Below are 20,312 nucleotides of genomic sequence, written 5' to 3'. Positions count from 1 at the left end.
CCGACCGGCCAACGAAGTCAGTCCGCCAACGAAACCAGCAGATCTACAGGGGCCCGACCAGGCCGTAGGCCATCGCCTCGTCGGCGTCGAGGTGGCGGTTGCGGCGCGCGTCCTCGCGTACCTCCTCCACCGGGCGCCGGGTCAGCTCGGCCAGCCGCCGGTAGACGGTGTCGAGCACCCGCCGATGCTGCTCCTGCTGCGCGAGGATCTGCTCGGCGTGCCCCTCGGCGGTGAAGCGCGGCTCACCGAGCCGGAAGAGCGCGTTCGGCGAGGCCCGGCGGCTGGCGGCGCCGGCGAGCACCACCAGCGCCGGCCCGCCGAGCTGCCCGGTCACCATGACGTGCACCTCGGCGCGCAGCGACTCGATCGTGTCCAGCAGGGTGAGCGCCGCGCCGGGCTCGGCGTCGGGGACGCTGAGGTGCAGCTTGATCGGCTGGTCGCCGGCGCCGTCGAGGGTGAGCAGCGCGGCGCACCACTGGGTGAGCCGCTCGGTGGTGAGCTCGCCGTGCGCCAGGACGAGGCGCTGCTCGAAGAGCCGTTCGGCGACCGGGTCACGGGTCAGGTGCACGTTGTAGGGCTGGGGCGGCGGCGGGGCCGGGAAGGGGTCGGGTCTGAGCGGTGGCGTCCATTCCAGGGTCACGTCTCGAACCTCCTCTCCCCGGACGGTAACCCCGTTCGAGGCGGGACACGACAAGGCTCCGCTCTCAGCGCAACGACTCGGCTGGGCGCGCCAGATACGGGGGTCAATTCATGGTGGAGATGATTCTGGGTAGAGCCCAGCCATGAGGGGATTGTTCATACTGGCCGCCGTGGTGCTGGTCAGCGGGTGCGCGCCGGACGCCTCGGCGCCGATCGGCACGGCCGAGCGCTTCTACCGGGCGCTGACCTCCGGCCAGCCGGACGCCGCCTGCCTGCTGCTGGCGCCGCGCACCGCGGCGAAGCTGCCGGACGAGGGCGAGAGTTGCGGCCAGGCCCTGGCGAAGCTCGGGCTCGAAGGCGGCCAGGTGGAGCGGGCCGCGGTGTGGGGCGAGGAGGCGCAGGTCTCGCTGGCGGAGGACACGCTCTTCCTGCACCGGTACGCCGACGGCTGGCGGATCAAGGCGGCCGGCTGTGAGCCGCGCCCCGAGCTGCCCTTCGACTGCGAGGTGGAGGACTGATGCGCCTGGTCTTCGCGGCGACGCTCGCCATCATCGTCATCGGGCTGATCTGGTTCTTCGCCATGGGGGTGCTGCAACGATGAAGATCCGGCAGAACGCGTTGTCCCTGGTCTTCCTGCTGCTCTTCCTGGCCGCGCTGGTCGGGCAGGCCTTCGCCGGCACCGCCGACTACAACGAGCGGCAGCTCGTCGACGGCGGCTCGACGCTCTCGGTGCTGGCCTACGTGGCCTCCTCCGACTTCGCGGTGGACGTGGCCGAGAACTGGCAGTCGGAGTACCTGCAGTTCTTCCTGTTCGTCATCGTCACGGTGTGGCTGATCCAGCGCGGCTCGACCGAGTCGAAGGAGCCGGGCAAGGAGGGCGCCGAGTCGGACAAGGACCAGAAGATCGGCGAGCACGCCGAACCCGACTCGCCCGCCTGGGCCAAGGTCGGCGGCTTCCGGCGCTGGCTGTTCAGCAACTCGCTCGGGCTGACGATGGGGATCATCTTCCTGCTGTCGTGGCTGAGCCAGTCGATCGCCGGGGTGGCCGCCGGGAACGCGCAACGGCTGTCGGAGCTGCGCGATCCGATCTCGTGGGGGGAGTACGTGCTGGCACCGGAGTTCTGGAACCGGACGCTGCAGAACTGGCAGTCGGAGTTCCTGGCGGTCGCCTCGATGGTGGTGCTCTCGATCTACCTGCGCCAGCGGGGCTCACCCGAGTCGAAGCCGGTGGGCGAGTCGCACGAGGCGACCGGCAACTCCGGCTGAGCGGTGACCACGGCCAGGATGCGGGTGCCGGGCTCGAAGCGGCCCTTCCGGATCAGGTCGTGCACGCCGTACAGCATCTTGGCGACGTAGATCCGCTCGACGTGGTGCTCGGCGGCGAAGGCGTCGAGCTCGGGGGTGGTCCTGGCGTAGCCGCCGAAGTGGTAGCCGAGCTCGATCGACCAGTTGGCGGTGGCTTCGCCGTACGCCTGGCGTTGCAGGCGGGCGACCTCCTCGCGCAGGAAGCCGCCGCCCTTGAGCACCGAGAAGCCGATCGCGCGGCGGCCGGGCGGGAGCCCGGCCGCGATCCCGGCCAGGGTGCCGCCGGTGCCGACCGGGCAGCAGATCACGTCGTAGTCGTCGCCGAGCTCGGCCGGCAGTTCGGCGCAGCCGCGCACGGCGGCGGCGTTGCTGCCGCCCTCCGGCAGCACGAAGACCTCGCCGAACTCGGCGCGCAGCCGGTCGAGCACCTCGGGGGTGTGCTTGCGCCGGTAGGCGGCGCGGTCGAGGTAGGTCAGTCGCATGCCGCACGCGCGGGCGTAGGCGAGCACCGGGTTGAGCGGCAGGTGCTCCTCGCCGCGGATGACCCCGATCGTCTCGACGCCGTGCTCCCTACCGGCTCCGGCCAGAGCTCGGATCAGGTTCGAATAGGCTCCGCCGAAGGCCAGGATCCTGGGGTGGCCGAGGTTGTGCTTGAGCTTGCGCGGTTTGTTGTCGTCGTGCACCAGCACGAGCCGGACGTTGCCGAGCTCCATGGGCGCTAGAGTACCGGCGGAGGTATGTTGAAAAATGCGGGTTATTGAAGCTTTTCGTGGGGCTTTCGGCGCCGACCCTCAGACGGTCTGGCGCGCACCCGGCCGGGTCAACCTGATCGGCGAGCACACCGACTACAACGACGGCTTCGTCCTCCCCTTCGCGGTGCCGTGGGGGGTCACCGCCGCGGTCAGCCCGCGCGAGGACGGCGTCATCCGCCTGCTGTCCCTCCAGAGCCCCGGCGCGCCGATCACCCTCTCCTCCCACGACCAGGCCCAGGGCTGGACCCGCTACGTCGTCGGCATCCCCGCCATGCTCGGCGAGCGCGTGCGCGGCGCCGACATCGCCGTCGACGGCGACCTGCCGCAGGGCGCGGGGCTCAGCTCCAGCGCGGCCCTGGAGGTCTCCGTCGCCTCCGCCTTCAACGAGCTGTACGGCTTGCGCCTGACCCCCATGGAGATCGCGCTGCTGGGCCAGAAGGCGGAGAACGACTTCGTCGGCATGCCCTGCGGCATCATGGACCAGGCCGCCTCCGCGCTGTCGCAGGAGGGCAAGGCGCTCTTCCTCGACTGCCGCTCGCTCGGCTCCCGCGCCGTCCCGCTCGACCTGGCCGCGCACGGCCTGCGCCTGCTCATCATCGACACCAAGGTCCACCACGAGCTGGCCGACGGCCAGTACGCCAAGCGCCGCGCCGACTGCGAGTCGGCCGCGCGCAAGCTCGGCGTCGAGGCCCTGCGTGACGTGACCGACCTGGCCGGCGCGCTCGCCCAGCTCCAGGGCGACGAGCGCAAGCGGGTCCAGCACGTGGTCACCGAGAACCACCGCGTCGAGGCGCTCATCGGGCTGCTGCGCGCCGGGGCGATCACCGAGATCGGCGCGTTGCTCAACGCCTCGCACCTGTCACTCCGCGACCAGTTCGAGGTCTCCTGCCCCGAGCTCGACGTGGCCGTCGAGGCCGCGCTGCGCGGCGGGGCGCGGGGCGCGCGGATGACCGGCGGGGGCTTCGGCGGCTCGGCGATCGCGCTGGTGGCCGAGGAGCGGGTCGAGGCGGTCCGGGAGTCGGTGCTGGCCGCCTACGCCGAGCGCGGCTGGACCGAGCCCGGCTTCCTCACCGCCGTCCCCTCGGCCGGCGCGCACAGGATCGACGTCTAGAGCGACGGGAAGGCGGGCGGCCTGCGCTCCAGGAAGCTCGCCACGCCCTCGGCGAAGTCGGGCCGGCCGAACGAGGCGAGCATCTCGTGGGTGGCGTTGCGGGCCGACTGCTCCAGCGTGAGCTCCCAGTCGCCCCACACCTGCCGCTTGATCACCGCCATCGAGGCCGGGGAGCTGTGCGCGGCCAGGTCCGCGGCGTAGTCCTGCGCCGCGGCCAGCAGTTCCCCGCCCGGCAGCACCCGGTTGACCAGCCCCAGCTCGTAGGCCTCCGTGCCGGTGAAGGTGCGCCCGGACAGCAGCAGGTCCATCGCCCGCTGCTGCCCGGCCAGCCTGGGCAGCACCCAGGCCAGGCCGTACTCCGCGATCAGCCCGCGCCGGGCGAAGGCGGTGGTCCACTTGGCCTCGGCGGCGGTGAAGACCACGTCGCACATCAGCGCGTGCACCATCCCCAGCCCCGCGCAGGCCCCGTTGACCGCGGCCACGATCGGCTTGCCGACGCTCGCCGGGAAGGTGTTGGGCCGCGGGTCCGGCTCTCCCGGGTAGGAGCCGTCGCGCAGCTCGCCCAGCGTCTGGAAGTCGGCGCCGGCGCAGAAGCCTTTGCCCGCGCCGGTGACGACGATCGCCCGGACCGCCGGGTCCTTCTCCGCCTCGGCCAGCAGGTCGAAGTAGCGCCGGCCGAGCTGGTCGGTCCAGGCGTTGAGCCGGTCGGGCCGGTTGAAGGTGAGCGTGAGCACGCCCCGGTCGAGGGCGGAGAGCACGAGGTCATCCATAGAACAATGTTCTACCTCATTCGCCGTGGTGAACAAAGGCCGGGGACAACACGCTCTCGTCGTAGTAGCGATGGAAGACCGGCGTGGCCGAACCGGACATCGGCGGCACGATCCACGACCAGTCCGCCGGGCAGACCCTCCCGGCCCGGCTCTCCTTCTCCAGGTGCTTCATGAACCGGCGCGACTCGGTGTGGTGGTCGGTCATCGTCACCCCGGCCAGCTCGAAGGAGTGCAGCACCGCGACGTTCAGCTCGACCAGCGCGTGGTCGCGCCAGAGCGTGCGCTCGTTGCGCACGTCCAGCCCCAGCCGCCGGGCGATCACCGGGAGCAGGTCGTAGCGGTCCTCGTCGGCCAGGTTGCGCGCGCCGATCTCGGTGCCCATGTACCAGCCGTTGAACGGCGCGCACGGGTAGCAGATCCCGCCGATCTCCAGGCACATGTTGGCGATCGCCGGCACGGCGTGCCAGCGCAGCCCCAGCTCGGCGAACCAGCCGTAGTCCGGGTGCGCCAGCGGCACCTCCAGCACCGCGTCACCCGGCAGGTTGCACAGCAGCGGCTTGCCCCGGCCCGGATGGATCACCACCGGCAGCACGTCGAACCGCCCGCCCCGGCCGCGCCAGCCCAGCTTCAGCGCCAGCTCGGTCAGCTCCACGTTGCGCGGGTCGCCCACGATCGTGCCGTCGTCGGCGCGGTAGCCGGCGTAGCGGATCAACTGCTCGTTCACGATGCGCGGCGCGTCCCGTCCCGGCCGGTCCGGGGCGAAGACGGTGATCGTCGGCCGGATCTTCCCGCCCACGGCCGCCTCGCGCAGGTGCGTCACGCACTCCAGCGCGATGCCCTCCGCCGTGGTCACGGCGCGCCGGTCCCGCACCCGCAGCGAGCGCCAGTACAGCCGCCCGATGCAGCGGTTGCTGTTGCGCCAGGCCACCCGGGCGCCGAAGGCCAGCTCCTCGGGCGTGTGGGTGTAGCTGCCCGTCCTGGCCACCTCCCGCGCCACCTGGCGCATCCTCGCCTGCGGGTCGCCTCCGTTCTCGCGGCAGAACAGCGCTATGAACCGCTCGGCCTCCCCCAGATCCACGGTCTTCTCTCGTACGGCATGGCCCTCGACGGGCCGGATGGCCCTGATCCAAGCAAGCACGCAACAACCAGCTCAATCGCGTTCACGGATCGCGCAGCCGGTTCCGGGCCGGCGCACGATCCTCTGGGTGGCGCCCTCCCCTGCCACCCGGGACCGTTGTGTCCGCAGCAGCCACATCTTTATCCGCACTGAGGCCTGTTGTCCCGGTAAATCCAAAAATCTGTGATCTTATCGACACTGAGGGTGATATCGCGGGCGGGTCAGCGGGCGAGCCAGGCGTCGAGCGCGGGCAGCAGGGGCGGCTTCACCTTGAGCGGCCCCTTCCGGCCGGACGCGACCGCCTGGCACGGCGCCCTCACCACGCGGGACTCGGCCACCTGGCCGGTCCGGTCGGCGACCCAGACCACGTCCATGGCCTCGATCGCCGGCTCCCCGTTCAGCCCGCAGCCCGTCGTGCTCACATCCAGTTGCCCGCCGCCCGGCGGGCTGGTCGTCCAGACAATCGCCGCCTCGTTGAGCAAGGTTCGCACCTCGTCCAGACCGGTTGGGGCGGCCTGCCGCACCAGCCGGAGCCGGCCACCCCTTGCCTCGTACCGGCAGGCCAGCGCCGCGGTCAGCTCGGTGGGCAGATAGGCACCTTTCCACCCCCGGTTGACGGCGATCCCGTCCATCGGGTCGCTCAACAGGTCCTGCCGGCGCGGCAGGCTTCCCGCACACGCCAGGCCCGGTTTCGGCGGCCGGGAGGCGGCCACCTGCGCCCGGTAGAGCTCCAGAAACGCCTCGACCGGCTTCTCGGTGAGGTAGCGCCGCATCCCTCCGCGCCGAGCCGTGCCGCAGTTGAAGTCCACGTGCACCGCGGCCCCGTACCCGTCCCGGTAACGCACCAGGAGCCACTGCTCGTGGCTGAACCCGATCAGCGTGCACATCTCGCCGATGGACACCCTCGTCGTATCCTCCCCCTTGGCGATCAACTGCCGCCGCACGAGTCCCACGTACTCCCTGCGGCGCGGCAGCCGGTTGAGCAACGCGACCATCCGCTCGACGCCGACCGTTAGCGTGCGGTCCCGCCGCGACAGGGACCGGGACCAGTTCTTCACCGGCATCTCGCAATAGGTCACCGACACCGCCCCCACCGACGGCACGAGCGGACCCGGATGATCGGCGCGGGACAGAACCGCCTCGGGCCGCTCGGCAGGACAGTCGGCCACACTCGCCACCGGCGGCCCCGGCGCCTCCACCACCGCCGACGGCCCGGTCAGCCCGGCCAGAAGTGCCAAACCGGCCACAACCCCCACGATCCGCACCGCACGCATGCCGGCCAATCTACGGCCCGGCGACCCCCCTGTGATCGAGATCACAACACCCGCCCGGGCACACGAAAAAGGCCCCCTCGATGAGGGGGCCTTCCGGCTTGCTCCCGCGATAGGACTCGAACCTATAACCTGCCGGTTAACAGCCGGCTGCTCTGCCGATTGAGCTACACGGGATCGTGCTTTGCGCTGCTCGCCGGGTGTTTGGGGCCCTTCTTGCGGCGCAGGAATAGATTAGCGCACATCTGGAGTGCGTGCTGCATCGTCCTCGGGGTAGGCCCGGAAGAAGCGGAGGTGGACCATGAGATATCGGATGGTGTTCGCCGTTGGACTGGCCGTCGGCTACGTCCTCGGCAGCCGGGCCGGGCGGGAACGGTACGAGCAGATCAAGCGGACCGCGCAGCGCGTGGCCGACAGCCCGACGGTGCAGGAGGCCGCGGGGCTCGTGGGAGCCCAGGTCTCGAAGGCCACAGGGCTGGCCAAGGACACGTTGCAGCACCGGGTGCCGTTCCTCAACCGGGGAGATCATCACGACACCGGGCTGGGCTGGCCGGACGAGCCCGGCGGGGAGAAGAAACACGGCGACAAACTGGATCGCAGCGGCATGCCGTACTGACCGAGGGCCCCCGATTGACCGATCGCGGGGCCTTCGCCGTTTCTCCAGCGGTCAGACGCCCATGCTCCGCCGTACGGTCTCCAGGGCCTGTTCGGCGTGGGCGCGCAGGCCGGGGTCGTCGGGGTCGAGGCCCTCGTCGAAGAGGAAGCTCCAGCCCAGCACCTCGCCGCCGGGCTTGCGGCGGGCGATGAGGCGCACGCCGCCCCGGCCGGGCAGGGACACGTGCTTGTTGACCACGATCGTCGAGTTCACCCGCTCGCGCAGCGTCTCGGGCAGCCGCCCGGGGGTCTCGACCGGCACCTCGTGGACCGTCCCGTCGGTCAGGGAGAGCCGCAGGCCGCTCTCGTCCCAGGAGGCCTTGCCCACCGTCTCGTACGGCACGCGCACCCCCTCGGGCAGCAGCAACGCCCGCTCGGTGGCGACCACGGGCGCGGCGTAGGCCAGCACCCGCTCCCCCGGCTCCAACGCCAGCCCCTTGCGCACTTCAGCCGGCATCCGGCCGGTCAAGAACCTCATCCGTCCACGGTATCCGCGAGCAGGTCGAGGGTGAGCGCCGCACTCCACGAGAAGTCCCGGCAGCCCCGCCCGCTGCCGTCGAACGGGTCGAAACACTCGCGGAAACCGGCCTGCCGGACCAGCCGCAGGGTGCCGGTGGTCAGGAGCTGGGCGAGTTGCTGCAGGCCGTGCACGCCGGCGGCGTGCCGCAGCAGCCAGTTGGTGTTCACCCAGGACGGCCCGCGCCAGTAGCGGGTGCGGTCGAACTGGCCGGCCCTGATCTCGCAGCTCGGCACCGGGTAGCCGGTCGCGCCCATGAACCGGGCCGACTCCAGCACCTCGATCATCGCGCCGACCCGTTCGGCCGGCAGGTGCGGGTCGAGCAGCGGCCCGAACGATCCCACCGTGCACACCGGGACCAGCCGGTCGCCGCGCAGGTCGCGGGCGTGGAAGCAGCCGTCCCACAGCCGCTCGGCAAGGGCGGCCCTGATCCGGTCGGCCTGGTCGGCGTGCGGGGCCGGGTCGGCTCCGGCCAGGGGCGCGAGTTCGGCCAGCGCGACGCTGGCGGCCAGCCAGATGCCGTTGAACATCGGGTCCTCGACCGCGAACGGGTGTTCGTCGCGCAGGTAGCCGGCCCCGTAGCCGGCGTTGCGGTAGCGCAGGGCGAGCCAGACGTACCGGTCGTGGGCGCTGTCGGGGTGGCGTTCCTCCAGGTCGATGTTGCGGTAGCCGTACCTGATCTCGGGCAGGGCGGCCAGCGGCTCGTCCCAGGCGGGGCTGTCGTCCATGCCCGACTCCCAGGGGTGCACGATCGCCGCCAGCCCGGACCCGCCCAGGTCCCGCGCGGTGGCCAGGTAGCGGTGCTGGGCGGCCAGCGCCGGGAAGACCCGCCGCACGAACGCCTCGTCCCCGGTGTGCCGCCACAGCCACCACACCGCCAGCGCGTGCAGCGGCGGCGCGGTCAGCCCGCTGGTCAGTACGGCATGCGGAGCCTCGGCCTGGTCCTGCGACCGCCAGACCGACGGCCCCGGGAAGTACACCTCGGGCGTGTGGAAGACGATGTGCGGCAGCATCCCGTTGGCCCACTGGCCGCGCAGCAGGCTCATCAGCTCCGCCTTGGCCCGTTCGGGCCGGTGCCGGGCCAGGCCGATCGCCACGAACGCCGAGTCCCAGCTCCACTGGTGCGGGTACAGGCCGGGGGCGGGCACCGTCGCCGTGCCCGTCCAGTTCGACTCCAGCACCGACAGCGCCTCGCGTTCGAGCGCGACGTCGTCGACTGCCGGCCGGCCTTCCATCAACCCACTATGCGCGCATCGGAACGGACCGGAAAGAGTCCGGCGGTGTCGCTTGCGGTCACGCGGGCACCGGATCCGGCAGAAGTTCACGAGGAACTGCCTAGACAATCCACCCGTTGAGCCGATAAATCACCTCGTAGGGGGCTACGGGGCGGGAGGCGCCATGGGAACGCCGATCAGCAAGGAATGGGTCGATCACGCCTTACGCGCGCGGGTGGCCGAACGCGACCGCATATCCGAAAGCCTGCTCACGCTGGAGTCCCACACCACCTACCAGCTCCTGGACGGCTCCCAGCTCCGCGGCGCCACCAAGGACCGCTGGGCCGAGGCGGAGGCCGCCGCCGCGACCATGTGGGCGCTGAACGACGCCTACCGCAGCACCCTTCGCAAGGCCGAGGAGGTCAGGGCCCGCCGCGCCCGCCCCGGCGCGCAGGAGATGGCCGAGCTGAACCTGCTGCTCACCGAGTCGTCGATCATCGTCCCCTCCCCCGCGCCCAAGGCCCGGCCGCTCACCCTGCTCCCCGCGCCCGACGAGACCGTCTCCATGGACGAGGTGGTCGAGCGCATGGAGCTCGCCTTCCGCCAGGTCATGGAGGTGGTCGAGGCGGTCGACCAGGCGTGGTCGGCCGCGCTGCCCCGCCTCGACGAGGCCGCCGCCGCGCTGCGCGAGATCGCCGACCTGGCCGCCGACCTGGGCGAGGAACCGGCCCTGGGCGCGCTGGAGGGCGAGGTGGACGGGATGCGGCAGCAGGTGCTGCTCGACCCGCTCGGCCCCGGCCTGCCGTCCGCCGCCCTCGACCGGGCGCTGGCCGCGCTCGCCGCCCGCCGCACGACCCTGCGCGCCGCCGCCACGCTCAAGGCCGAGTACGGCAGGCGCAAGGAACTGCTGACCATCGAGATAGCCAAGGCCGCCGACGCCGAACGCCAGGCCCGGCTGGCCCACACCCAGGTGAGCGCCAAGATCGCGCTGCCCCCCTCGGCGCGTCCCCCGGCCCGCTCCGCCGAGCTGAGCGCGGAGCTGGAGGCGATCGACGCCTCCGCCGGCGGCTGGAGCGCCCGGGCCGCCCGCCTGGGCGCGCTGGAGAAGGCCGCGGCCGAGGCCGGCCAGCGTGCCGCCCGGACCGCCGGGGCGCTCCTCGGCCTGGTCAACCGGCGCGACGAGCTGCGCGGCAGGCTCACTGCAACCCAGGCGAAAGCCGTACGGAAGAGACTCGCCGAAGATCCCGTGGCAAGCCGGTTGTACGAGGAGGCGCGCACCTTGTTGTGGAGCGCGCCCTGCGATCTGACCGGGGCGGCACGGGCGGTCGAGCGCTACAGCGAGGAGGTCAACCGGTGAGCCAGTGCGCCAGGCCAGGCTGTTCCGGGACGATCCAGGACGGCTTCTGCGACCGCTGCGGGGAGGCTCCGGAGGTGGCGGCCGTCGCCGCGCCGCCGCCCCCACCGGTGAGCACGCCGGTGAGCACGCCGGTGAGCCCCCCGTCCGGGTCGGTGAGCCGGTCGACCGGCTCGTCGTCCGCCCGTTCGCGTGGATTCTTGGGTGAGGGCCTGGCCGATCTGCCGGCCATCCCGGTGCGCAACCCGCAGGACGTGATCCTCGCCGACCCGGCGGTCTCGGAGGACAAGCGCTACTGCTCGGCCTGCGGCAAGCCGGTCGGCCGGGGCATCCAGGGGCAACCGGGCCGGGTGCGGGGCTTCTGCCCCAACTGCCGCCACCCCTACGACTTCGCGCCGAAGCTGGGCAAGGGCGACCTGGTGGCCGGGCAGTACCGGGTGGAGGGGGCGCTGGCCCACGGCGGGCTGGGCTGGATCTACCTGGCCTCCGACCAGAACCTGGACGGCAAGTGGATGGTCCTGAAGGGCCTGCTGAACGCCGGTGACGCCGAGGCGATGGCGGCGGCCGAGGCCGAGCGGCGCTTCCTGATCAGCGTCGACCACCCGAACATCGTCAAGATCTTCAACTTCTGCCGGCACGACTCGGCCGGGTACATCGTCATGGAGTACGTGGGCGGCCCCTCGCTCGCCGAGCTCCGCAAGGACGGCCTGCTGCCGCTGAGCGAGTCCATCCGCTACGGGCTGGAGATCCTCAAGGCCTTCGGCTACCTGCACGACCAGGGCCTGGTCTACTGCGACCTGAAGCCGCACAACGCCATCCGGGCCGGCCGCCGGCTCAAGCTGATCGACCTGGGCGCGGTCCAGCGGGTCGGCTCGCCGCCCGGCACCTCCTGGCACACCGCGGGCTACAGCGCGCCGGAGATCGAGACCAAGCCGGCCAGCGTGGCCTCCGACCTCTACACCGTGGCCCGCACGCTGGCCGTGCTGAGCGTGCGGAACTTCAGCCCGACCACGCAGGGCAAGGTCAACCCGCTGCCGGCCGACTGCGGACACGACTCCTTCGGCCGGGTGCTGCGCCGCGCCACCGACGCCGACCCGCGGCGCCGCTTCCAGTCCAGCGCGGAGTTCGCCGAGCAGCTCACCGGCGTGCTGCGCGAGCTCAGCGCCGAAGAGGACGGCGTGCCGTACCCGGGGCAGTCCCGGCTGTTCGGCCCGGAACGGGCCGCGCAGGGCAGCGTGAGCGAGCGGCCGGGACCGGCGAGCCTGCCGGTACCGGTGCCGGATCCGGAGGACCCGGCCGCGTCCGGGCTGAGCGGCCTGATCGCGCGCAGCCCCGCCGAGCTGGTCACCCGCCTGGAGGCGCTGCCCAGGACGCCGGAGTCGATCCTGGCCCGGGCGCGCGTCCTGGCGGAGAACGGCCTGGCCGGCGCGGCGGCGGCGATCGACGAGGCGGACGCCGCGCTGCCCCGCGACTGGCGGGTCGACTGGGTGCGGGGGCAGCTCGCGCTGGCCGAGTCCCGCTTCCAGGACGCGGCCGTGGAGTTCGAGAAGGTGCTGGACTGGCTGCCCGGCGAGCTGCCGCCGAAGCTGGCGCTCGGCCTGGCGCTGGAGGGCGCGGGCCAGGACCCCGAACGGTGGTACCGCACCGTCTGGCGCACCGACCACTCCTACGTGGGCGCCGCCTTCGGCCTGGCCCGCGCCCGGCTGAAGGCCGGTGACCGCGACGGGGCCGTGGCGTTGCTGGACGAGGTGCCGGAGAGCTCCAGCCAGCACGCCAACGCCCAGCTCGCCGCGGTCGAGTGCCTGGCCCGCGACCTGAGCGACCCCGGCGACGTGCCCAAGGCGCTGGAGCGGCTGGAGGACCTGCGCCTGGACGCCCGCCGCCACGACGAGCTGACCGCCCGCGTCCTGGAGGCGGCCCTGGCCCGCGCCGACTCCGACGAGCACCGCCGCGAGCTGGCGGCGATCTACCGCCGGCTCGCCAAGGCCGCCGCCACCCGCCAGGAACGCCACGCCCTGGTCGACCGCGCCAACGCCGTCCGCCCCCGGACGTGGGTATGACCTGCTCCGGCTGCGGCCACGCGGTCTCCCCCGGCGACAACTTCTGCGAGAACTGCGGCCTGAACCTCCACACCCCCGCCTGTACGGCCTGCGGCGCCGCCGCCACCGACGACTCCGGCTTCTGCCCCGACTGCGGCACCCGCCTGCCGCAGGGCCGCGACCACCTGGAGACCGAGCTGGAGCCGGGCGGCGCGGCCGGCGTCACCGACCTGGGCCTGCGCCGTCGCCGCAACGAGGACGCCATGGCCCTCGGCGCGGCCGGCGGCCTGACCGTCGCCGTCGTCTGCGACGGCGTGGCCACCTCGCCCCGCGCCGACGAGGCCGCCCAGGCCGCCGCCGACCTGGCGGTGGAGCGCCTGCTGGCCGACCTCGGCGGCGGCGCGGACGCCAAGGAGGCGACGGTCCGCGCCTGCGCCGCCGCGGCCTCGGCGGTGGCCGCCATGGGCACCGTCGAGGACGCCCCGGCCTGCACCTACGTCTCGGCGGTCGTCGCACCCGGCGAGATCACCGTGGGCTGGCTGGGCGACAGCCGCGCCTACTGGCTGCCCGAGGGCGGCCCGGGCCGGCTGCTGACCACCGACGACGTCGCCTCGCACGGCGTGATCTCCTCCTGGCTCGGCGCGGACGCCGAACCGGAGGACGCGCACGTCCTCAGCTTCTCCCCCGACCTGCCCGGTCTCCTGCTGGCCTGCACCGACGGCCTCTGGGAGTACCTGACGGGGGACTTCCCCGCCGCCGGCACCCCGCTGGAGCGCGCCCGCCTGCTGCTGCGGCACGCGCTCGACTCCGGGGGCCGCGACAACGTGACCATCGTCCTTATCCCGGGAGGCCCGGTATGAGCTTCACCTTGCACGTGGATCAGAACCAGTACCTCGCCGTGGGCGCCACCCAGGTGCACGCGGTGCTGACCGTCGGCTCGGCCGGCGGCCCCGTCGTCGAGACCCGGCCCGCGGAGGCGGCCGAGGTCATCATCATCGACACCTCGGGCTCGATGTCCGGCAGCAAGATCCGCGAGGCGCGGCAGGCCGCGGCGGTCGCCGTGCAGTCGCTCCGCGACGGCGTGCACTTCGGCGTCATCTCCGGCACCGACAACGCGCGGCTGATCTACCCCAGCGGCCGCAACCTGGTACGGGCCTCGCGCGCCACCCGCGACGCGGCCGTCAAGGAGATCAACCGGATGACCGCCGGCGGCGGCACCGAGATCGGCCGCTGGCTGGAGCTGGCCGGTTCGCTGCTGGACGGCCACCCCGAGGCGATCCGGCACGCCATCCTGATGACCGACGGGCAGAACAACGAGAGCGCGAGCCGCTTCGAGAGCGTGCTGCGCGCCTGCCAGGGCCGCTTCACCTGCGACAGCCTCGGCGTCGGCGAGGACTGGGTCCGGACCGAGCTCGCCAAGGTCGCCACCGCGCTGCTCGGCACCTACGACTACGTCAAGCAGGGCGCCGCGCTGGCCGACTACTTCCGCGACCTCACGCAGACCGCGATGAGCAAGACGCTGGCCGAGCTGACCCTGCACGTCAAGACGCCCAACGACGCCAAGGTGCTGTTCGTCAAGCAGGTCGCGCCGACCATCCTCGACCTGACCGGCCAGCGGGTCCAGGTGGACGCGCTGACCACCGACTTCCCGACCGGCTCGTGGGGCGCCGAGGAGCGCGTCTACCACATCTGCGTTGAGATGCCCGCGCGCCAGCCCGGCCCGCCGGTGCGCGCGGCGTGGGTCCGGCTCGTCCGGCCCGACACCCTGGAGATCTTCGCCTCCGGCAACGTGCTGGCCACCTGGACCGACGACCTGGCCCAGTCGACCCGGATCAACCGCAAGGTCGCCCACTACACCGGCCAGGCCGAGCTGCACTCGCTGATCCAGGAGGGGCTGCAGGCCCGCGACTCCGGCGACCAGGACACCGCCACCGCGCGGCTGGCCAAGGCCAAGAAGCTGGCCGACGAGACCGGCCGCGACGACACCGCCCGGCTGCTGGCCCAGATGGTCGAGGTCGACTCCTCCGGCACCGCGCGGCTTCGCGCCGGCGTCGGCAAGGACGTCGAGCTGGAGCTCGACACCGGCTCGGTCCGGACCAGCCGGCTCAAGACGGGTGAGGCGTGATGGCCGTCTGCCCGCTGGGCCACCCCTCCACCGACGACGCCTTCTGCGACGAGTGCGGCACCCAGATCGGCGGCGCGGCCCCGGCCGCCGAGCCGACCGGGCTCACCGGCTGCCCGGTCTGCCAGGCGCCGCTGCCCGGCCGCTACTGCGAGGTCTGCGGGCACGACTCCACCGCGCCGGTCGTCGAGGCCCCGCCGCTGCCCGCCTCCTCCTGGGAGGCGGTCGTCGGCGCCGACCGCGCCTACTTCGAGCGGGTCATCGGCGTGGGCGGGCCCGACTCCGGCAAGATCGTCTTCCCGCCCTACTGCCCCGAGCGCTCCTACCCGCTCAGCGGCGAGCAGGTGCGCATCGGCCGGGCCAGCCGCTCGCGCGGCGTCACCCCCGAGATCGATCTGGGGCAGGCGCCGCCCGACCCAGGCGTCTCCCACCTGCACGCCGTCCTGATGGCGCAGCCGGACGGGAGCTGGACCCTGGTCGATCCCGGCTCGGCCAACGGCACCGAGGTCAACGGGCAGCCGGTGGAGCCGAACGTGCCGGTGCCGCTCGGCGACGGCGACCGCATCCACCTGGGCGCCTGGACGGTCATCACGCTCCGGGGTGCGCCGTGACCGTCACCCAGGCCACCCCTCGCGTGCGCTCCCGGCGGGTCTCCGTGCCCCGCCGGGTCCGCACGCTGGCCACCCTGTCCCTGCTGTCGCTGGCGCTCCTGCTCGGCGTCACCGCCGCCGGCGCGGCCGGCACCGGCGAGGGCCTGCGCACCATCGGCCACGACGCCGGCCCGCAGGTGCTGGCCACCACCGGCCTCTACCGGCACATGTCCTCGATGGACGCGCTCGTGGCCGAGTCGCTCCTGCTCGGGGCGGAGTACGGCGAGCAGCGCCAGGCCGACCACACCGCCTACGACACCCAGCGCCAGCAGGTGACGCGGACCCTGCTCAAGGCCTACGAGCTGGCCCTGGACAACCCCGCCGAGCAGCGCACCGTCCAGTCGCTGATCGAGGGCCTGGGCCGCTACGAGCGCTTGGCGGCGCGGGCCAGGCTGCTGGACGCGCAGTCCGGGCACAAGGCGGGCGAGACCCCCGAGGCGGTCGTCGCGGTCTACCGCCAGGCGACCGACCTCATGCACCGCGAACTCCTGCCGCAGGCCTACAACCTGACCCTGGAGACCGGCACCATCGTGCGCCGCGCGCACGCCGCCGAGCAGTCGGCTGCGGCCCTCGCCAAGGCCGCGGTGGTGCTCACCGGGCTGCTGGCGCTCGGCCTGCTGGTCGCGCTCCAGCTCTACCTGACGCGCAGCTTCCGCCGCGTCTTCGCGCCCGCGCTGGTGCTGGCCACCCTGCTGGCCGGCGTCGGCACGGTGCTGGGCGTCACGCTGCTCAGCCGCCAGGACAGCGCGCTCGACGAGGCCAAGCGGCGCGGCTTCGACCAGGTCCTGACCCTGACCAGGGCACGGGCGATCAGCAACAGCATGTACGGCGACCAGAGCCGCTACCTGCTGGACGCCGGCCGCCGCGACACCTACGAGCACACCTTCCTGGACAAGGCCCAGGCGGTCGCCTACCTCAAGCTCGACAAGACCAGCCTGCCCGCCTACCAGGCCGCGCTCGACCCGCCCGACCCGAAGGACCAGAAGGGGCCCCGCTTCCTCGGCATGCTCGCCCCGGTGGTCGGCCAGGACGGCGAGCGCGTCTTCCAGGCCTACCAGGCCTTCCAGAAGAGCGACGCCGAGCTGCGCAAGCAGCCGCCCGCGCAGGCGATCCAGCTCTGGAACAGCACGCTCAAGGAGGACTACCAGCGCTACGACCAGCTCCTCGAAGAGCTGACCAAGCGCTACGAGTCCGTGTTCGGGCGGGCGATCGGCTCCGGGGACGCGGCCCTGGCCGGGTTGTGGCGCTTCGTCCCGGCCGGACTGGCGCTCAGCGCCCTGCTCATCCTGGCCGGGATCTGGCCGCGACTGAAGGAGTACCGGTGAAGCGCCTGCTGTGCGCCCTGCTGCTGGCGGCGGCGAGCGTCTCGTGCGGCTCCGGCACGCCCGCGTCGATCATGGACAAGGACGTGCTCGTCGTCGGGGTACGGCCCGACCTGCCGCAGATCGGGCTGGAGACCGGCAACGGCCGCTTCGAGGGCTTCGACGTGGACGTGGCGCGCTACCTGGCCAAGGAGCTCGGCAAGGAGGTGCGCTTCGTCAAGGCGCTGGCCGCCGACCGGGAGCCGCTGCTCACCTCGGGGCGGGCCGATCTGGTGCTGGCCACCTTCACCATCTCGCAGGAGCGCAAGACGAAGATCGGGTTCGCCGGGCCGTACCACGTGTCCTACCAGGACATCCTGGTGCGGCCGGAGGAGAGCGCGATCCGGGAGGTGCGCGACCTCGACGGGCGCAAGATCTGCGCGGTGAAGGGCGCCAACGCGGCCGAGCGGGTGGTGGACGAGCGCGGGGTCAAGGCCACGCTGGTGCCCTCCGACGACTACGCCGGCTGCGTGACGATGCTCAAGGACGGCCGGGTGGACGCGATCACCACCAACGACATCATCCTGGCCGGGCTCGCGCTGCACGACGGGTCGGGGCTCAAGCTGCTCAACGCCCGCTTCAACGAGCAGCGCACCGGCGTGGGCATGCGGCTGGGCGACGTGGACGGCTGCGAGGAGCTCAACCGGGCGATCACCAAGATGTACCAGGACGGCAGCGCCCGGATGTACCTCGACAAGTGGTTCGGCAAGGCCGGCCTCGACCTGTCGGCCGTCGCGGTGCCGCAGTTCGAGGGCTGCTAGCGCCCCCCTTGGCCGGGGGGCGCTAGCGCTCCGGAGGCGGCGCGATCTCGGCGCCGAAGCGCCGGGTCAGCTCCGACTTCGCCGCCCCCGCGCGGGTGAAGTCGTAGCCGATCAGCCGCACCTGCGCCAGATCGGCCGCCTTGGAGTCAGGAGCCACCTCGGTGCTGGCCGGCAGCGCGTAGAAGCCGGCCAGCGGGCCGAGCCGCTGGGAGTCGCCGCTGAGCGCCCAGTCCACGAAGCGGCGGGCGGCCTCGGGGTGCCGGGTCCCGGCCAGCACCGCCACCCCGCCGACCTCGTAGCCGCTGCCCTCGGCGGGGAAGCTGACCTGGAGGTCGCGGAAGCCCTGCTCCTGCAGGTCCACGCAGTCGTGGGAGAAGGTCACGCCCACCGCCACCTCGCCGCGGGCGGCCTGCTCGGCCGCGGCGGCGCCGGAGCGGTTGTAGCGCAGCACGTTCGGGTGCAGCCGGCGCAGGTAGTCCAGGCCCGCCTCCGCCGAGCCGCCGAGCTCGACCTGGGTCCACAGCGCGGTGTAGGCGGTGCCCGAGGTCGCCGGGTGCGCGATGCCGACGCTGCCGGCCAGGCGCGGGTCGAGCAGTTCCTGCCACGACAGCAGCGGGCCGAGCCCCTTGGCGGTCAGCTTTCTGACGTTGTTGCAGAAGGCCAGCACCCCGCCGTACACGCCGGTCCAGGCCCCGGACGGGTCGCCCCAGCCCTGGCGGGCGTGGGCGGCCATCGGCGAGCGGTACGGCTCCAGCAACCCCTCCCGGGCCGCGGCGGCGTAGGCGTCGGCCGGGCCGCCGTGCCAGACGTCGTACTCGGGCGCGGAGCGGGTGCGGCGGATGCGGTCCAGGGCGTCGCCGCTCGACAGCCGGGCGAAGTCGGCGTCGATCCCGGTCTGCTCGGCGAAGCGCGAGGCCATCATCACGCACCACTGCTCGTCCGCGCCGCAGATGATGGTGATCTTGTCCTGGGTGGTGTTCCCGCAGGCGGCGGGGACCAGGGCGAGGGCGGCGGCGGCCAGGAGCCTCAGCATGCCCTCACCGTAGGCGGGCCCGCGGGCCCGGGGGTGAACACCCGGTGAGCTCAGGTAACGCCGCCGTCACCGTCGCTCAGTTGCCCGCGTTCTCGTCACCGTCCAGGGGCATCACGTAGCCGACGCCGCGCACGGTCTTGATCGCGACGGCGTCCTGCCCGGCCTCGGCCAGCCGCGACCGCAGCCGGAAGATCGCCGACTTGACCACGTCCCGCCCGCCGCGCAAGGCCGTCGTGCCCCACACCGCGCGCAGCAGGTCCTGCCACGACACCGGGGTCCCCCGCCGCCCGGCCAGATGGGCCAGCAGCTTGAACTCGGTGAACGGCAGCTCCAGGCGGCGGCCCCCCACGATGGCGACGTGCTCCACCAGGTCGAGGGTGAGCGGCCCGGCCTCGATCGTCTTGGCCCCGCCACCGCCCCGCCGTACCAGCGCCTGGGCCCGCAGAGCCACCTCGCGCGGATGGAAAGGCTTGACCACGTAGTCGTCGGCCCCGCACTCCAGCCCGGCCACCACCTGGTCGGGCCCGGCCAGCGCGGTGAGCATCATGATCGGCACCTCGTGCCGGGCGCGGATGGCGCGGCACAGGGTCAGCCCGTCCATCGAGGGCATCAGCACGTCCAGGACGACCAGGTCCACCTGGCGGGTGCGCAGCAGGTTGAGCGCGGTCGCGCCGTCGTGCGCCTGGTGCACGGTGAAGCCCTGCGTCTCCAGGGCGAAGGCGACGATCATCGTCATCTGCGGCTCGTCGTCCACGACCAGGGCCACGCTCACGCGGTCCGTCCCTTCGGCAGGGTCACCAGGATGGTCGTGCCCTTCCTGGCCTGGGTGTCGATCAGGATCGAACCGCCGTGCAGCTCGACGATGGACTTGGTGATCACCAGCCCGAGCCCGGTGCCGTCGCCCAGCGGCGAGCTGGTCACGAACGGGCGGAACAGCTCGCGGCGACGCTCGCGCGTCATGCCCGCGCCGTCGTCGGTGACGTACAGGGCGATGCCGGTGTCGATCGCCGCCACCCGCACCGCGATGCTGCCGCCGACGGTGGTGAAGCGGCCGGCGTTCGACAACAGGTTGGTGACCGCCTGGACCAGCAGTCTCGGGTCCGCCTCCACCTCGGGCGCGACCTGCGGGGTGTCCAGCGTGATGCGCTGCCCGCGCCGCGCGCACAGCGGGCGCATCGCGACCACCACCTCGCGGGTGAGCTGGGCCACGTCCACCTTCTCGAAGGCCGGGCTGAACAGGCCCGACTCGATGCGGGCGTGGATCAGCAGGCTCTCGCACAGGTGGATCACCTGGGCGCACTGCTGGTCGATGGTGTGCAGGAACTTCGTCTGCGTCGCGGTCAGCGGGCCAGGGCTGCCTTCGAGCAGCAGGTCGGCCGCGCCCTTGATCATGCTCAGCGGGGTGCGGAGTTCGTGGCTCAGCGCGCTCACCTGCTCCGCCCGGCGTTCGACCAGGCCGGCCAGCCGCTCCGCCTCGGCCCGCTGCTCGCGCCCGGCCCGCCGCGCGGCCACGGCCGTCACGGCCACCCCCGCCACCACGCCGCCCACCGCCGCCGCCACGACCGGCTGCCCGAGCAGCACGGCGACGACGACCAGGGCCGAACCGCCGATCAGAACGGCAGCCATAGGGGGATTGCGCACC

The 20,312-nt window shown here is 72.8% G+C and carries 22 protein-coding genes and 1 tRNA gene; 11 read left to right on the top strand and 12 right to left on the bottom strand.

Features of this window, described 5'->3' with window-relative positions:
- Nucleotides 1-43 precede the first annotated feature (43 nt).
- The gene (locus ACIBG7_RS08195) at nucleotides 44-640 is read right to left on the bottom strand and encodes an ATP-dependent Clp protease proteolytic subunit (protein ID WP_357927101.1); all 597 of its coding nucleotides are present in this window, start codon (nucleotides 638-640) and stop codon (nucleotides 44-46) included.
- A gap of 142 nt (nucleotides 641-782) precedes the next feature.
- Between ACIBG7_RS08195 and ACIBG7_RS08190 the strand changes: the two genes are divergently transcribed.
- Complete coding sequence (locus ACIBG7_RS08190) at nucleotides 783-1,157, top strand: hypothetical protein (protein ID WP_357927104.1); 375 nt, start codon at nucleotides 783-785, stop codon at nucleotides 1,155-1,157.
- A 79-nt stretch (nucleotides 1,158-1,236) separates the two neighbouring features.
- Complete coding sequence (locus tag ACIBG7_RS08185) at nucleotides 1,237-1,905, top strand: DUF6766 family protein (RefSeq protein WP_357927107.1); 669 nt, start codon at nucleotides 1,237-1,239, stop codon at nucleotides 1,903-1,905.
- On the opposite strand, the gene ACIBG7_RS08180 is transcribed toward ACIBG7_RS08185, so the two are convergent.
- Nucleotides 1,830-2,657, bottom strand: coding sequence for a 1-aminocyclopropane-1-carboxylate deaminase/D-cysteine desulfhydrase (locus ACIBG7_RS08180; RefSeq protein ID WP_397335613.1), 828 nt, complete (start codon nucleotides 2,655-2,657; stop codon nucleotides 1,830-1,832). The genes ACIBG7_RS08185 and ACIBG7_RS08180 overlap by 76 nt on opposite strands.
- Before the next feature lie 34 nt (nucleotides 2,658-2,691).
- Between ACIBG7_RS08180 and galK the strand changes: the two genes are divergently transcribed.
- Nucleotides 2,692-3,807 (top strand): galactokinase, encoded by a 1,116-nt coding sequence (gene galK / locus ACIBG7_RS08175; protein WP_357927113.1) that lies wholly within the window; start codon nucleotides 2,692-2,694, stop codon nucleotides 3,805-3,807.
- Here the strand turns inward: galK and ACIBG7_RS08170 are convergent.
- From ACIBG7_RS08170 to ACIBG7_RS08155, 4 genes are all read right to left on the bottom strand, one after another.
- Entirely contained in the window at nucleotides 3,804-4,577 is a 774-nt protein-coding gene (locus ACIBG7_RS08170) for an enoyl-CoA hydratase-related protein (RefSeq protein WP_397335612.1), read from the bottom strand. The genes galK and ACIBG7_RS08170 overlap by 4 nt on opposite strands.
- A gap of 16 nt (nucleotides 4,578-4,593) precedes the next feature.
- Nucleotides 4,594-5,715 (bottom strand): nitric oxide synthase oxygenase, encoded by a 1,122-nt coding sequence (locus ACIBG7_RS08165; RefSeq protein ID WP_397335611.1) that lies wholly within the window; start codon nucleotides 5,713-5,715, stop codon nucleotides 4,594-4,596.
- A gap of 200 nt (nucleotides 5,716-5,915) precedes the next feature.
- The gene (locus ACIBG7_RS08160) at nucleotides 5,916-6,968 is read right to left on the bottom strand and encodes a hypothetical protein (protein ID WP_397335610.1); all 1,053 of its coding nucleotides are present in this window, start codon (nucleotides 6,966-6,968) and stop codon (nucleotides 5,916-5,918) included.
- Nucleotides 6,969-7,069: 101 nt separating this feature from the next.
- A tRNA-Asn gene (locus ACIBG7_RS08155) sits at nucleotides 7,070-7,142 on the bottom strand.
- A 124-nt stretch (nucleotides 7,143-7,266) separates the two neighbouring features.
- Here ACIBG7_RS08155 and ACIBG7_RS08150 point away from each other — a divergent pair.
- A complete protein-coding gene (locus ACIBG7_RS08150; RefSeq protein ID WP_357927124.1) occupies nucleotides 7,267-7,581 on the top strand; it encodes a YtxH domain-containing protein in 315 nt (104 codons plus the stop codon).
- A 51-nt stretch (nucleotides 7,582-7,632) separates the two neighbouring features.
- Here the strand turns inward: ACIBG7_RS08150 and ACIBG7_RS08145 are convergent, their stop codons facing one another.
- Nucleotides 7,633-8,097 (bottom strand): hypothetical protein, encoded by a 465-nt coding sequence (locus ACIBG7_RS08145; RefSeq protein ID WP_357927126.1) that lies wholly within the window; start codon nucleotides 8,095-8,097, stop codon nucleotides 7,633-7,635.
- Nucleotides 8,094-9,371: an amylo-alpha-1,6-glucosidase gene (locus tag ACIBG7_RS08140; RefSeq protein WP_397335609.1), complete on the bottom strand. Its 1,278-nt coding sequence runs from the start codon at nucleotides 9,369-9,371 to the stop codon at nucleotides 8,094-8,096. Before ACIBG7_RS08140 ends, ACIBG7_RS08145 begins: the two co-directional genes overlap by 4 nt.
- Nucleotides 9,372-9,534: 163 nt before the next feature.
- On the opposite strand from ACIBG7_RS08140, the gene ACIBG7_RS08135 reads away from it, so the two are divergent.
- Nucleotides 9,535-10,707, top strand: a complete 1,173-nt coding sequence (locus tag ACIBG7_RS08135) for a hypothetical protein (protein ID WP_397335608.1) — start codon at nucleotides 9,535-9,537, stop codon at nucleotides 10,705-10,707.
- On the opposite strand, the gene ACIBG7_RS08130 is transcribed toward ACIBG7_RS08135, so the two are convergent.
- Nucleotides 10,697-10,936: a hypothetical protein gene (locus ACIBG7_RS08130; RefSeq protein WP_397335607.1), complete on the bottom strand. Its 240-nt coding sequence runs from the start codon at nucleotides 10,934-10,936 to the stop codon at nucleotides 10,697-10,699. The two genes, ACIBG7_RS08135 and ACIBG7_RS08130, sit on opposite strands and share 11 nt — an antisense overlap.
- On the opposite strand from ACIBG7_RS08130, the gene ACIBG7_RS08125 reads away from it, so the two are divergent.
- From ACIBG7_RS08125 to ACIBG7_RS08100, 6 genes are read left to right on the top strand one after another with little or no spacing between them, the layout of a single operon-like run.
- A complete protein-coding gene (locus ACIBG7_RS08125) occupies nucleotides 10,905-12,764 on the top strand; it encodes a tetratricopeptide repeat protein (RefSeq protein ID WP_397335606.1) in 1,860 nt (619 codons plus the stop codon). The genes ACIBG7_RS08130 and ACIBG7_RS08125 overlap by 32 nt on opposite strands.
- Nucleotides 12,761-13,603, top strand: a complete 843-nt coding sequence (locus tag ACIBG7_RS08120) for a protein phosphatase 2C domain-containing protein (protein ID WP_397335605.1) — start codon at nucleotides 12,761-12,763, stop codon at nucleotides 13,601-13,603. The genes ACIBG7_RS08125 and ACIBG7_RS08120 overlap by 4 nt, the downstream gene beginning before the upstream one ends.
- Complete coding sequence (locus tag ACIBG7_RS08115; protein WP_357927143.1) at nucleotides 13,600-14,868, top strand: VWA domain-containing protein; 1,269 nt, start codon at nucleotides 13,600-13,602, stop codon at nucleotides 14,866-14,868. Before ACIBG7_RS08120 ends, ACIBG7_RS08115 begins: the two co-directional genes overlap by 4 nt.
- Complete coding sequence (locus ACIBG7_RS08110) at nucleotides 14,868-15,476, top strand: FHA domain-containing protein (RefSeq protein ID WP_397335604.1); 609 nt, start codon at nucleotides 14,868-14,870, stop codon at nucleotides 15,474-15,476. Before ACIBG7_RS08115 ends, ACIBG7_RS08110 begins: the two co-directional genes overlap by 1 nt.
- A complete protein-coding gene (locus ACIBG7_RS08105) occupies nucleotides 15,473-16,840 on the top strand; it encodes a hypothetical protein (RefSeq protein ID WP_357927147.1) in 1,368 nt (455 codons plus the stop codon). The genes ACIBG7_RS08110 and ACIBG7_RS08105 overlap by 4 nt, the downstream gene beginning before the upstream one ends.
- A complete protein-coding gene (locus tag ACIBG7_RS08100; protein WP_397335603.1) occupies nucleotides 16,837-17,637 on the top strand; it encodes a transporter substrate-binding domain-containing protein in 801 nt (266 codons plus the stop codon). The genes ACIBG7_RS08105 and ACIBG7_RS08100 overlap by 4 nt, the downstream gene beginning before the upstream one ends.
- Nucleotides 17,638-17,659: 22 nt before the next feature.
- Here ACIBG7_RS08100 and ACIBG7_RS08095 read toward each other — a convergent pair whose 3' ends face one another.
- From ACIBG7_RS08095 to ACIBG7_RS08085, 3 genes are all read right to left on the bottom strand, one after another.
- Nucleotides 17,660-18,670, bottom strand: coding sequence for an extracellular solute-binding protein (locus tag ACIBG7_RS08095; protein WP_397335602.1), 1,011 nt, complete (start codon nucleotides 18,668-18,670; stop codon nucleotides 17,660-17,662).
- 76 nt (nucleotides 18,671-18,746) lie between these two features.
- A complete protein-coding gene (locus ACIBG7_RS08090; protein WP_397335601.1) occupies nucleotides 18,747-19,442 on the bottom strand; it encodes a response regulator transcription factor in 696 nt (231 codons plus the stop codon).
- A complete protein-coding gene (locus ACIBG7_RS08085; protein ID WP_397335600.1) occupies nucleotides 19,439-20,296 on the bottom strand; it encodes a sensor histidine kinase in 858 nt (285 codons plus the stop codon). Before ACIBG7_RS08085 ends, ACIBG7_RS08090 begins: the two co-directional genes overlap by 4 nt.
- Between the last annotated feature and the right edge of the window lie 16 nt (nucleotides 20,297-20,312).

It is taken from the genome of Nonomuraea sp. NPDC050328 (assembly GCF_044459405.1).
In the GTDB taxonomy this organism is placed as follows: Bacteria; Actinomycetota; Actinomycetes; order Streptosporangiales; family Streptosporangiaceae; genus Nonomuraea.
The sequence above is the reverse complement of the archived record's forward strand: the minus strand, read 5'-3'. Positions and strand labels throughout refer to the sequence as shown.

Bases quoted from the DNA above. Each gene is read 5' to 3' on its own strand.
- ACIBG7_RS08190 (WP_357927104.1), top strand. From the start codon at position 783: ATGAGGGGATTGTTCATACTGGCCGCCGTGGTGCTGGTCAGCGGGTGC.
- ACIBG7_RS08185 (WP_357927107.1), top strand. From the start codon at position 1,237: ATGAAGATCCGGCAGAACGCGTTGTCCCTGGTCTTCCTGCTGCTCTTC.
- ACIBG7_RS08180 (WP_397335613.1), bottom strand. From the start codon at position 2,657: ATGGAGCTCGGCAACGTCCGGCTCGTGCTGGTGCACGACGACAACAAA.
- galK (WP_357927113.1), top strand. From the start codon at position 2,692: ATGCGGGTTATTGAAGCTTTTCGTGGGGCTTTCGGCGCCGACCCTCAG.
- ACIBG7_RS08170 (WP_397335612.1), bottom strand. From the start codon at position 4,577: ATGGATGACCTCGTGCTCTCCGCCCTCGACCGGGGCGTGCTCACGCTC.
- ACIBG7_RS08160 (WP_397335610.1), bottom strand. From the start codon at position 6,968: ATGCGTGCGGTGCGGATCGTGGGGGTTGTGGCCGGTTTGGCACTTCTG.
- ACIBG7_RS08150 (WP_357927124.1), top strand. From the start codon at position 7,267: ATGAGATATCGGATGGTGTTCGCCGTTGGACTGGCCGTCGGCTACGTC.
- ACIBG7_RS08145 (WP_357927126.1), bottom strand. From the start codon at position 8,097: ATGAGGTTCTTGACCGGCCGGATGCCGGCTGAAGTGCGCAAGGGGCTG.
- ACIBG7_RS08140 (WP_397335609.1), bottom strand. From the start codon at position 9,371: ATGGAAGGCCGGCCGGCAGTCGACGACGTCGCGCTCGAACGCGAGGCG.
- ACIBG7_RS08135 (WP_397335608.1), top strand. From the start codon at position 9,535: ATGGGAACGCCGATCAGCAAGGAATGGGTCGATCACGCCTTACGCGCG.
- ACIBG7_RS08130 (WP_397335607.1), bottom strand. From the start codon at position 10,936: ATGGCCGGCAGATCGGCCAGGCCCTCACCCAAGAATCCACGCGAACGG.
- ACIBG7_RS08120 (WP_397335605.1), top strand. From the start codon at position 12,761: ATGACCTGCTCCGGCTGCGGCCACGCGGTCTCCCCCGGCGACAACTTC.
- ACIBG7_RS08115 (WP_357927143.1), top strand. From the start codon at position 13,600: ATGAGCTTCACCTTGCACGTGGATCAGAACCAGTACCTCGCCGTGGGC.
- ACIBG7_RS08110 (WP_397335604.1), top strand. From the start codon at position 14,868: ATGGCCGTCTGCCCGCTGGGCCACCCCTCCACCGACGACGCCTTCTGC.
- ACIBG7_RS08095 (WP_397335602.1), bottom strand. From the start codon at position 18,670: ATGCTGAGGCTCCTGGCCGCCGCCGCCCTCGCCCTGGTCCCCGCCGCC.
- ACIBG7_RS08085 (WP_397335600.1), bottom strand. From the start codon at position 20,296: ATGGCTGCCGTTCTGATCGGCGGTTCGGCCCTGGTCGTCGTCGCCGTG.